We start from the raw sequence: 10920 nt of genomic DNA, 5'->3' as shown, positions 1-10920 counted from the left end.
GTCTGTATCGACGCGCGACCCGGCAAGGCAACGCGTGTTTGTAATCGAATGATTACTTTGACATGGCCGACTGTAGTAATCGACTGATAACCTGTCAAGCGTGACCCCCACAGACGAGCCCGAACGGCGCCTGAGCTCTGAGGAGCGGCGCTCGCAGATCGTCGTCGCGGCGCTCGCCGTGTTCGGCGCCAAGGGGTACGTCGGTGCCACGACCGACGACGTCGCGCGCGCGGCATCCGTCTCTCAGCCCTATGTCGTGCGCCTGTTCGGCAGCAAGGAGAATCTGTTCGTCGCCGCCTGTACGGCGGCGCTCGACCAGCTCCTGGCGGGGTTCCGGGCGGCGGCCGAGGCGACCGACGACACGCTCGAGCACCGGCTCGGCCGCGCCTACATCGACCTGCTCGAGACGCGAGGTCTGCACCAGACCCTGACGCACGCCTTCCTCCTGGGTGCCCATCCGGTCATCGGCCCGGTCGCCCGCGACGGCTTCGCCCAGGTGTGGGAGTACCTGCGCTCCCTCGGGTTCACCGCCGAGCAGGCGCAGGGATTCCTCGCGCACGGCATGCTCATCAACACGATGATCGGCATGCGCCTCGCCGACGACTACGACGTGGACTCGCGGGTGACCGAGCTGTTCGACGCGTGCTTCCCGGCCGACAAGGCCCGGGTGCTCGGACTCGCGCCGCGCGTCGACGACGCCTGGTGACCGGCGCCGCTCAGGCCTGAGCGGCGCGCCGCACGAGCGGCAGCGCGGCGACCACGACGAGCACCGCGACGGCCGCGGCGAACACGACGAGCACCGCGGTCATCGGGGCGAAGACGAGCGCGGCGCCGATCGCGAGCACGGGCACCGCGAGTCCGAGGTACGACGCCAGGAACATGCCTGCGAGCGCCTCCCCGCGGCGCTCCGGGGCGGCGAGGCGCCCCGCCGTCATCATCGAGGCGCGGAACACGAGTCCGACGCCCGCGCCCGCGGCGACGCCGCCGACCGCGAAGACCGCGAGTGTCGCAGTGAGCACGCCGACCGCGAGGGCGGCGAGCCCGGCGACGACGAGCACGAGGGCGAGCACCAGCTGACGCAGCGCGCACAGGCGTCCGAACACCAGCTGGGCGAGAGCGGATGCCGCGAGCACCGCGAAGGTCACGGCTCCCCCCGCGAGCGGCGCGGGCTCGTGCATGACCTGGGTCATCACGACGGGGGCGAGCGAGGTGAACAGCCCGAACACCGAGAAGCCGGCGAAGCCCGCGATGGCGGCGGCCGTGTAGTCGCGGCGTCCCTCCGGCGGCACGGCGACCCGCTGCGGGCGGTACGCGGGACGCTCCCTCTGGCGCACCACGGTCTCGGGCACGAGCGCGATGCCGAGCACGGCGAGCGCGAGGAGGCCGGCGAAGAGCAGGTAGGGCGTCACGGTCGGGCCCGGAAGCCAGGTGACCAGGGCACCTGAGATGAGCGGGCCGAGCGCCAGGCCGCCGGTGTTGAGCACCGTGGCGACGGTCGTGGCCCGCACGGGGCCGGCGCCGGGCCGGGCGGCCGCGTCGAGCTCGACGAGGTGGGCCGAGGCCGTCGCGGTGATCGCGCCGATCCCGAAGCCCGACACCACGCGGGCGATGATCAGGCCCGCCACGTGCGGGAAGACGAGGAAGAGTCCCGCGGCGACGAGCTGCAGCGCGACGCCGAGGAGCAGCATCCGGCGCCGTCCCACCCAGTCGGAGATGTGCCCGACGAGGAAGAGGGCGGCGAGGACGCCCACGGCGTAGGCGGCGAAGATGACGGTCACGACCCAGGTCGGGAAGCCGTCGGCGCGTGCGTAGAACGCGTAGATCGGGGTGGGGATGGTCGTGAAGGCCATCGTCGCGAGGAACCCGAGCGCCACGACCCAGAACCCGGTGCGGTGCGAGACGCCGGGCGTGCGCAGGCGGATGACGGGGATGTCGGCGGTCGTGGTCATGACTCCAGTGTGACCGCGATCGGACATCGATGGAAACGAACGTTCCCGATGAGGGCGATCGTTCTGAACGATGACGGCGCTAGGCTCCCGCCATGGACCTGCGTCAGCTCGAGTACTTCGTCACCGTCGTCGACGAGGGCGGGTTCGGTCGGGCGGCGGCACGTCTGTTCGCCGCGCAGTCGACGGTGTCGGCGGGAGTGCGCGCCCTCGAACGCGAGGTCGGCGCGAGCCTGTTCGAGCGGGACACCCATCGGGTCGCGCTGACCCCGGCGGGCGAGGTCGCCCTGCCGCGCGCCCGCCGCCTGCTCGACGAGTGGGCGCTGCTGCGCGACGAGGTCGCCGACGACGGCGAGCTGCGCGGGACGCTCCGCATCGGAATCCTCACCAACGTGCTCGTACGTGGGGCGCTGCCCCGCGTGCTCGGCACGTTCCGCGCCCGACACCCCGGCGTGCAGCTGCACCTCTCGCCGTCGGCGACCGGTTCCGCCGGTCTCGGAGCCGACCTCGCCGCAGGGCGCATCGACGTCGCCTTCCTCGGCGCCGAGCCGACCGAGGCTGTGGCCGACCGGGCCTGCCTCATCGCGTCCGAGTTCGTCGCCGTGCTGCCCGCCGACCACCCCCTCGCCGCGTCCCGCACTGTGCCGCTCGCGCGCCTCGCCGAGGAGGACTTCGTCGACTCGCCCGCAGGGTTCGGCCAGCGGTCGGTCTTCGACGCCGCGCTCGCCGCCCGCGGTCTCGCGCGTCGCACGATCGTCGAGGTGGGAGACGTCGCGCAGATCCCCGAGTTCGTGGCGGCCGGGCTCGGCGTCGCCGCCATGCCGCGCTACCTCGTCCCCGACGCGCCGCGCGGCGCGGGGTTCGCCCTGCGCCCGCTCGACGAGCGCATCGAGTGGCGCCTGCTGATCGCGGTGCGCCCCGGTGCGAGCCGTGCGGCCCGCGTCTTCGTCGATGCCGTCGCGGCCGAGGTGGCCGCGGCATCCGTTCTGCCCGGCGACAGCGCGCGCACCGGCATCGGCGCTCGCGGGCGTCGCCGGTAGGCTGTGGGGGTGAGCATGGACATCGAGCTGGGTCGCTCCAAGCGTGCGCGTCGCGCCTACACCTTCGACGACATTGCGGTGGTGCCGTCGCGGCGCACCCGCAACCCTGAGGATGTCTCGACCGCCTGGACGATCGACGCCTTCCCCTTCACGGTGCCGGTGCTCGGCGCCCCGATGGACTCGGTGGTCAGCCCCCGCACGGCGATCATGCTCGGACAGCTCGGCGGGCTGGGCGTGCTCGACCTCGAAGGTCTGTGGACGCGCTACGACGACCCGGAGCCGCTGCTGGCCGAGATCGCGGCGCTCGACGAGTGCGACGCCACCCGCCGCATGCAGGAGCTCTACTCCGAGCCCATCAAGCCCGAGCTCGTGAGCGCGCGCCTGGCCGAGATTCGGGCGGCCGGCGTCACGGTCGCCGGAGCCCTCACCCCGCAGCGCACGCAGGACCTCTACGAGACCGTGGTCGCGGCCGGCGTCGACCTCTTCGTCATCCGCGGCACGACGGTCTCGGCCGAGCACGTCTCGAGCGTCGCCGAGCCGCTGAACCTCAAAAAGTTCATCTACGACCTCGACGTGCCCGTCATCGTCGGCGGCGCCGCGACCTACACAGCGGCCCTGCACCTCATGCGCACGGGCGCGGCCGGCGTGCTCGTCGGCTTCGGCGGCGGCGCGGCATCCACCACCCGGGCGACCCTGGGAATCCACGCGCCCATGGCGACCGCGGTCTCCGACGTGGCCGCCGCCCGTCGCGACTACCTCGACGAGTCGGGCGGCCGCTACGTGCACGTCATCGCCGACGGCGGTGTCGGCACCTCGGGCGACATCGTCAAGGCGCTCGCGATGGGCGCCGACGCGGTCATGCTCGGGGTCGCGCTGGCGCGCGCGACGGATGCCCCGGGGCTCGGCTTCCACTGGGGACCCGAGGCGCACCACCCGAAGCTCCCGCGCGGCCACCGCGTGAAGGTCGCGCAGGTCGGCACCCTCGAGGAGATCCTCTACGGCCCGGCCTCGGTCGCCGACGGCACCACGAACCTCATCGGAGCGCTCCGGAAGTCCATGGCGACCACCGGCTACTCCGACCTCAAGGAGTTCCAGCGCGTCGAGGTCGTGGTCGCGCCGTACGGCAGCTGATGAGCGCACCCGTCACCCCGTCCGCCGAGGCCGATGCGCCGCAGGTCTTCCCGCCGACGCTGCGGGAGGTCATGCTGCGCCCGCGGTGGATCGCGATGCTCCTGCTGTGCCTCGTCGTGGCGGGCGTGTTCGCGTGGCTCGGGCAGTGGCAGCTCGGACGGGCCCTGTCGACCAGCCCCGTCGCACCGGGCGCGAGCGAGCAGGTGCAGCCCCTCGCCGATGTGACGAAGCCGGGCATCGCCCTGCCCGACCCGCTCGCGGGTCAGCGCGTCGAGGTATCGGGCTCGTACGTGCCGGATGACTTCATCGTCATCACCTCGCGGCTGAACGACCAGACCGAGGGCTACTGGGTCTCCGGGCAGCTCCGCATCGCCGACGTCGCCCAGCCCACGTCGGTCGCGGTGGCACTCGGCTTCACGACGTCGAAGGATCAGGCGGATGCCGCGGCATCCGCTCTCAACGCCCAGGCGACCGCCGATCCGACGGCGCGCGTCGATGTCACCGGGCGCGTGATCGCGGACGAGGGACCGGTCGTCTCGGCGACCAAGAGCGACCCGTTCGAGCTGAGCCGTATGTCGCCGGCGGCCCTGCTCGGGCGCTGGCACGACATCGCGGGCCTGAACGTGTATCGCGCCTACATCACGGCCCAGACGCCGTCGGCGGGGCTGGATGCCATCCACTCGCCCGCCGTCGACAGCGGCACCTCGGTGAACTGGCTCAACATCTTCTACGCCGCCGAGTGGGCGATCTTCGCCGGCTTCGCGTTCTACCTCTGGTACCGCCTCGCGAAGGATGCCTGGGAGCGCGAGGTCGAGGAGCTCACCGGCGGCGGCGAAGACGACGACGAGCTGCCCGCGGAGGCCTGATCCCGCCCGGGTAGGATGGGCTCATGCCCGCCGGACCCAAGCTCGCCTCGTTCCCGGCCATCCGCGGCTCGCTCGTGTTCTACCAGGTCTGCTCGGCCATCACCGGTGTGATGCTGCTGCTGCTGGTGACCGAGATGATCATCAAGTACGGATTCGGCCTCGAGCTGTTCGCCGGCGGCAACGCCGGCTTCCTCTCCTTCCAGCCGCTCGACGCCTTCGGAAAGTCGACCGGCACCGGACTCAACCTGTCGCTGGGCATCCTCATCGCCCATGGCTGGTTCTACGTCGTCTATCTCTTCAGCTGCTTCCGCGTGTGGAGCCTCATGCGGTGGCCGTTCTGGCGCTTCCTCATGCTCGCCGCGGGCGGTGTGGTGCCGTTCCTCTCGTTCATCATGGAGGCCATCGTCGCCCGTGATGTGAAGCACTATCTCGTCGCCCGCGAAGACGCCGCCGCCGCGAAGAAGGCCGCCGCCGACGCATCCTCGCCCCTTCCGGAAGGCACCGTGTGACCGACTCGACCACCACCGACCAGCGCCCCGTGCTGGTCGTCGACTTCGGCGCCCAGTACGCCCAGCTCATCGCCCGCCGCGTGCGGGAGGCCGGGGTCTACAGCGAGATCGTGCCGCACACCGAGTCGGCGGCCGAGATCGCGGCGAAGAACCCGGTCGGCATCATCCTGTCGGGCGGCCCGTCGTCGGTGTACGAGCCGGGGGCGCCGAGCCTCGACGCGGGCGTGTTCGACCTCGGGGTGCCGACGCTCGGCATCTGCTACGGCTTCCAGGTGATGGCTCAGGCGCTCGGCGGCGAGGTCGCGAACACGGGACTGCGCGAGTACGGCGCGACGGATGCCGCGGTCACGGGTGACGGCGGCGTGCTGCTGGCCGGTCAGCCGGTCGAACAGAACGTGTGGATGAGTCACGGCGACCAGGTCTCCCGCGCCCCCGAGGGCTTCACGGTGCTCGCCTCGACGTCGGCGACGCCGGTGGCCGCGTTCGGCAGCGACGAGCGCCGCTTCTACGGTGTGCAGTGGCATCCCGAGGTCAAGCACTCCGACTACGGCCAGCGGGTCATCGAGAACTTCCTGCACACCGCGGCGGGCCTCCCCGCCGACTGGAACAGCGGAAACGTCATCGCCGAGCAGGTCGAGAAGATCCGCGCCCAGGTGGGCTCGGCCCGCGTGATCTGCGGCCTGTCGGGCGGTGTCGACTCGGCCGTGGCGGCGGCGCTCGTGCAGCGCGCCGTCGGCGAGCAGCTCGTGTGCGTGTTCGTCGACCACGGCCTCCTGCGCAAGAACGAGCGCGAGCAGGTCGAGACCGACTACGTCGCGGCGACCGGCGTGCGGCTCGTGACGGTCGACGCGGCCGATACGTTCCTCGCGGCGCTCGACGGCGTGAGCGACCCCGAGCAGAAGCGGAAGATCATCGGGCGCGAGTTCATCCGCACCTTCGAGCAGGCCGCGGCGGCGCTCGTCGCCGAGGCCGAGTCGTCGGGCGAGCCGGTGAAGTTCCTCGTGCAGGGCACGCTCTACCCCGACGTGGTCGAGTCGGGCGGCGGCACCGGCACCGCGAACATCAAGAGCCACCACAACGTGGGCGGGCTTCCCGACGACCTCGAGTTCGAGCTGGTCGAGCCGTTGCGCACCCTCTTCAAGGACGAGGTGCGCGCGATCGGCCGCGAGCTGGGACTGCCCGAGGTCATCGTCGGTCGTCAACCGTTCCCGGGCCCCGGGCTCGGCATCCGCATCGTCGGGTCGGTGACGCGCGAGCGTCTGGAGATCCTGCGGGACGCCGACGCGATCGCTCGCGAGGAGCTCACGCGCGCGGGCCTCGACGGCGAGATCTGGCAGTGCCCGGTGGTGCTGCTCGCCGACGTGCGCTCGGTGGGCGTGCAGGGCGACGGCCGCACCTACGGCCACCCGATCGTGCTGCGACCCGTCTCGAGCGAGGACGCGATGACCGCCGACTGGACGCGTCTGCCGTACGACGTGCTCAGCCGCATCTCGAACCGCATCACCAACGAGGTGCGCGACGTGAACCGCGTCGTGCTCGACGTGACGTCGAAGCCGCCGGGGACCATCGAGTGGGAGTGAGGCGCGCGCCTGCGGGCGTGCGCCGTGTGGCCGCCCGACGCGTCGGCGGCTGAAGGGGAGTGGGCTCGTGCGCTATGTGAAGCCGACCGCGTCGGACGAGGTCTTCAATCGCACCGTCGGCTTCTTCACGCGCATCGGGCTGCCGCTCGCGGGCTCCCGCGTGCTCGCGGTGCGCGGGCGCTCGTCGGGCGAGTGGCGCACGACCCCCGTGAACCCGCTGCGCGTCGGCGGTGAGCGCTACCTCGTCGCGCCGCGCGGCGAGGCGCAGTGGGTGCGCAACCTGCGGGTCGCCGGCACCGGCGAGCTGCGTCACGGCCGGCGGGTCGAGCCGTTCACGGCGAGCGAGGTCGTCGACGCCGACAAGACCCCCGTCCTGCGGGAGTACCTGCGGGCGTGGGGCTGGGAGGTCGGCCGGTTCTTCGAGGGCGTCGACAAGAACGCCACCGACGCGCAACTGGCGGAGATCGCGCCCGGGTTCCCCGTGTTCCGGCTGACCGCCGCGGGCTGAGCCGTGGCCGAGTTCCCCGACGCGCACTACCTCGTGCTGTCGTCGCGCCTGATCCCCGGGCTCGACGGCGGGTACACGGTGGCGACGCTCGCCCGGGCCCGGCAGTTCGCGGCCGCCGGTGCGCGGCCGCCGCTGCTGCTCACCGTCGATCCCGGCGCGGTGGCCGACCACGCCGCGCAGCGGGCGACGTTCGTGGCGCGGGGGGATGCGGCATCCGCGGATCTGTTCCGCAACCTGTTCGACGATGTCGTGGCGGATGCCGCGTGGCTGCGCGCCGCGGCACGCCCCGGTGAACGCGACGACGTGCTCGAGTACCGGGCGGTGACGGCCCCCGACGGCGCCGTCGTCGCCGAGCTGCCCGTCGTGCACGACCCGGACTGGCACCTGAGCACCGCGCCCATCGTGGTGCCGGGCGCCGGCATCGTCGACGGGTTCGGCGCGCTGTACGCGGCGTGGATCGCCCATGTCGTCGCCGGCGTGCGAGCCGCTGACGGGCTGCCCGTCGTGCTGGTGTGCGAGTCCCGGCAGCTCGGCGAGCTGCTGGTCGACCGGCTGCCGGCGGGTGTCGCGCTCGTGCACACGGTGCACACCGCCCATCTCGAGCCGCCCTACGACGCCGACGCCCCGGTCAACGCGCTGTGGCGGCGCTGGCTCGCCGTCGCCCCGCGCTTCGCCGCCGTGGTCTGGCCGACAGCCCGCCAGCTCGCCGATGTGACGGCCCGGTTCGGGTCGCGGCCGGGCGACGCGGTGGTGCCGAACGCCGTGCCCGTGGCGGATGCCTCCGACGCCGACCGCGCCAGCGACCACGTCGTCGTGCTCGGGCGGCTGGCGCCCGGCAAGCGGGTCGCCGACATCCTGCGCGCCTGGATGATCGTGCGCGAGACGGTGCCGGGCGCGGTGCTCGACGTCGTGGGCGACGGCCCGCTGCGCGCCGAGCTCGAGGCGCTCGCGCACGAGCTCGGGCACGGGGCATCCGTCGTCTTCCACGGTGCGACGACCGAACCCGGTGCGGTGCTCGAGCGGGCCGCGCTGCTCGTGCAGGCAACGGCGTTCGAGGGGCAGGGGCTCGCGGCTCTCGAGGCCCTCGGACACGGCTGCCCGGTGGTCAGCTACGACGTGCGGTACGGGCCGCGGGAGCTGCTCGGCACGGGCGCCGGGGTGCTCGTCGACGATGCGGATGCCGCGGCTCTCGGTGAGGCCGTCGCGTCGCTGCTGCGCGACCCCGCGCGTCGTGCCGCGCTGGCCGCGCGCGGGCGTGAGGTCGCGGCGGACTACACGCCCGAGGCGGTCATGCCGCGCTGGGCGGACGTCGTGCGGCACGCGCTGGAGCGTGCCGCGGGCTGACGCCGAGGCAGCGTGACGGCTGGGCGGGCCGAGGCCACCGCGGGCTCACGCCGAGGCCGGCGGAGAGGCGACGCGGCGCGGCATCCGGACATGACGAAGGGGCCGTCCCGTAGGACGACCCCTTCGTGGAGACTCGCGTCAGTTGTTGCCGCGCAGGATCGCGAGCATGCGCAGGATCTCGAGGTAGAGCCAGACGACCGTGACCAAGATGCCGAAGCCGCCGAGCCATCCGAACTGGCGGGGGGCGCCGTTGCGCACACCCTGCTGGATGGAGTCGAAGTCGAGCACGAGCGAGTAGGCCGCGAGGATCACGACGAACACACCGATGATGAGGCCGAGCGGGATGCCCGCGATGTGCACGCTCGAGAGCAGTCCGAAGCCGCCGCCGTTCGAGGAGTTCAGCACGCCGAACGCCATCAGCAGCACGTTCAACAGCGAGAAGACCAGGTAGCCGACCATCGCGATCAGGAAGATCTTGGTGGCGCGGGCCGAGGCGCGGATCTTGCCGCTCGCGAACAGCGCCAGGGTGACGCCGACCACCGCGAGGGTGGCGAGGGTCGCCTGCAGCACGATGCCGGGCCAGATGAACTCGAAGTAGGCCGAGATGCCGCCGACGAACAGACCCTCGAACGCCGCGTAGGCGAAGATCAGCGCCGGACGTACCTTCTTGCGCGAGGTGAAGATGACGACCATCGAGAGGATGAAGCCGCCGATCGCGCCGATGAGCCACGGGGCCATCGAGGGCGCCGGGTTCGCGGCGGTGACGGGGGCCATCGTCCAGATCCAGCCGGCGACGGCGGCGACCAGCAGGATCGCGAAGAGCGAGAGCGTCTTGAGGACGGTGTCTTCGATCGTCATGCGCCCGGTCGCGACCGCGTCGGCGGACGGGGAGGCGTAGACGCCCTCGANNNNCTGTCCGCCGCGAGCGCGCACGGCGCTCTGGTCTTGGAAGGCGGGGTTGTTGAACGCGGGGTTGGACGAGGCCATCGCCGGATCACACTCCAATGTCAGGTGGCGGCACGGTGCCGCACTTCCACGATAACGCCCGGAATCTCGCGGGTCGAAGGGAGACCCTGTGAGTGCGCTTTGAGCGCTCGCGCGACACGTGCGACGAGTACCCTGAGCGCGTGTCACCCCGGGAACGCCTGCTCGCCGCCTTCGACCGCACCCCCGAGGGCGGGCCGATCATCATCGGGCACCGCGGCGCCCCCGGCTATCGCCCCGAGCACACCCGCTCGTCGTACCTGCTCGCGATCGAGTCGGGCGTCGACGCGGTCGAGCCCGACGTGGTGGTCTCGCGCGACGGCGTGCTCGTGGTGCGTCACGACGCCGAGATCGGTGAGACGACGGATGTCGCCACCCGCCCTGAGTTCGCCGACCGCCGCACCCGGCGGGTGATCGACGGGATCGAGCTCGACGGCTGGTTCACCGATGACTTCACGTGGGCGGAGCTGGCGACGCTGCGGTGCCGGGAGAGGATCCCCGCGCTGCGCGAGGCGTCGGCGCGGTTCGACGGCGCCGAGCCGATGCTGCGGCTGCCTGATCTGCTCGCGCTGGTGGCCGCGGCATCCGATCGTGTCGGTCGCGAGGTCGGCATCGTGATCGAGGTCAAGCACGCCGCCCACTTCGCCGCGCGCGGGTGGGACCTCGCGGCGCTCGTCGCCCGCGATCTCGCCGCGGCGGGGTTCTCCGGCCCGGTCGTCATCGAGTCGTTCGAGCAGGGGGTGCTCACGGCGCTGCAGCAACGGGGTGTCGCCGCGTCGTACGTGTACCTCGTCGAGGCAGAGGGCGCCGCCGCCGATCTCATCGCCGCCGACGGTGAGGATGCCGCCACCTACGCGTCGCAGCTGACGCCCGACGGTCTCGACGCGCTCGCCGGTCAGGTCGACGGCATCAGCGTCGACAAGGCGCTGCTGCTCGACCCCGCGCGCCGTCGCGTCGTCGCCGACGCACACGCCCGCGGCCTCGCCGTGTTCACCTGGACCGCGCGGCCCGA

Annotated in this window: 10 protein-coding genes and 2 pseudogenes; 9 read left to right on the top strand and 3 right to left on the bottom strand. The window is 72.3% G+C overall.

Annotated elements, in window-relative coordinates:
- Positions 1-100 precede the first annotated feature (100 nt).
- Positions 101-706, top strand: coding sequence for a TetR/AcrR family transcriptional regulator (locus tag ASG00_RS00160; RefSeq protein ID WP_082482951.1), 606 nt, complete (start codon positions 101-103; stop codon positions 704-706).
- A gap of 10 nt (positions 707-716) precedes the next feature.
- On the opposite strand, the gene ASG00_RS00155 is transcribed toward ASG00_RS00160, so the two are convergent.
- Positions 717-1949, bottom strand: a complete 1233-nt coding sequence (locus tag ASG00_RS00155) for an MFS transporter (RefSeq protein WP_056206026.1) — start codon at positions 1947-1949, stop codon at positions 717-719.
- A gap of 92 nt (positions 1950-2041) precedes the next feature.
- Between ASG00_RS00155 and ASG00_RS00150 the strand changes: the two genes are divergently transcribed.
- The 7 genes from ASG00_RS00150 to ASG00_RS00120 all read left to right on the top strand — a co-directional run bounded on the left by ASG00_RS00150 (position 2042) and on the right by ASG00_RS00120 (position 8924).
- Positions 2042-2986, top strand: coding sequence for a LysR family transcriptional regulator (locus ASG00_RS00150; protein WP_045246627.1), 945 nt, complete (start codon positions 2042-2044; stop codon positions 2984-2986).
- A 15-nt stretch (positions 2987-3001) separates the two neighbouring features.
- Positions 3002-4117: a GuaB3 family IMP dehydrogenase-related protein gene (locus tag ASG00_RS00145; RefSeq protein WP_056206024.1), complete on the top strand. Its 1116-nt coding sequence runs from the start codon at positions 3002-3004 to the stop codon at positions 4115-4117.
- A complete protein-coding gene (locus ASG00_RS00140) occupies positions 4117-4983 on the top strand; it encodes an SURF1 family protein (protein WP_056206022.1) in 867 nt (288 codons plus the stop codon). The genes ASG00_RS00145 and ASG00_RS00140 overlap by 1 nt, the downstream gene beginning before the upstream one ends.
- A gap of 23 nt (positions 4984-5006) precedes the next feature.
- Positions 5007-5492, top strand: coding sequence for a DUF3817 domain-containing protein (locus ASG00_RS00135; protein ID WP_045246629.1), 486 nt, complete (start codon positions 5007-5009; stop codon positions 5490-5492).
- Entirely contained in the window at positions 5489-7072 is a 1584-nt protein-coding gene (guaA, locus tag ASG00_RS00130; RefSeq protein WP_056206020.1) for a glutamine-hydrolyzing GMP synthase, read from the top strand. The genes ASG00_RS00135 and guaA overlap by 4 nt, the downstream gene beginning before the upstream one ends.
- Before the next feature lie 67 nt (positions 7073-7139).
- Positions 7140-7580, top strand: coding sequence for a nitroreductase/quinone reductase family protein (locus ASG00_RS00125; protein WP_200930808.1), 441 nt, complete (start codon positions 7140-7142; stop codon positions 7578-7580).
- A 3-nt stretch (positions 7581-7583) separates the two neighbouring features.
- Positions 7584-8924 carry a glycosyltransferase gene (locus ASG00_RS00120; RefSeq protein ID WP_056206015.1) on the top strand — a complete coding sequence of 447 codons (1341 nt, stop codon included), beginning with the start codon at positions 7584-7586 and terminating at the stop codon, positions 8922-8924.
- 138 nt (positions 8925-9062) lie between these two features.
- Here the strand turns inward: ASG00_RS00120 and ASG00_RS00115 are convergent.
- Together ASG00_RS00115 and ASG00_RS18660 are read right to left on the bottom strand one after the other, a co-directional pair.
- Positions 9063-9832 (bottom strand): annotated as a pseudogene (locus tag ASG00_RS00115) (Bax inhibitor-1/YccA family protein); the annotation flags it as partial.
- A gap of 4 nt (positions 9833-9836) precedes the next feature.
- Positions 9837-9911 (bottom strand): hypothetical protein (locus ASG00_RS18660; protein WP_268771790.1); only part of this gene is annotated, 75 nt, incomplete at its 3' end.
- 92 nt (positions 9912-10003) lie between these two features.
- On the opposite strand from ASG00_RS18660, the pseudogene ASG00_RS00110 reads away from it, so the two are divergent.
- Positions 10004-10920, top strand: a pseudogene (locus ASG00_RS00110) (glycerophosphodiester phosphodiesterase family protein); the annotation flags it as partial.

The sequence above is a fragment of the Microbacterium sp. Leaf351 genome (assembly GCF_001423825.1).
GTDB lineage: Bacteria > Actinomycetota > Actinomycetes > Actinomycetales > Microbacteriaceae > Microbacterium > Microbacterium ginsengisoli.
This window is presented reverse-complemented; position numbering and strand designations above follow the sequence as displayed.

What these genes read in the sequence shown, in the direction of transcription:
- ASG00_RS00140 (WP_056206022.1), top strand. Translation starts at nt 4,117, where the DNA reads ATGAGCGCACCCGTCACCCCGTCCGCCGAGGCCGATGCGCCGCAGGTC.
- ASG00_RS00145 (WP_056206024.1), top strand. Translation starts at nt 3,002, where the DNA reads ATGGACATCGAGCTGGGTCGCTCCAAGCGTGCGCGTCGCGCCTACACC.
- ASG00_RS00150 (WP_045246627.1), top strand. Translation starts at nt 2,042, where the DNA reads ATGGACCTGCGTCAGCTCGAGTACTTCGTCACCGTCGTCGACGAGGGC.
- ASG00_RS00155 (WP_056206026.1), bottom strand. Translation starts at nt 1,949, where the DNA reads ATGACCACGACCGCCGACATCCCCGTCATCCGCCTGCGCACGCCCGGC.
- ASG00_RS00135 (WP_045246629.1), top strand. Translation starts at nt 5,007, where the DNA reads ATGCCCGCCGGACCCAAGCTCGCCTCGTTCCCGGCCATCCGCGGCTCG.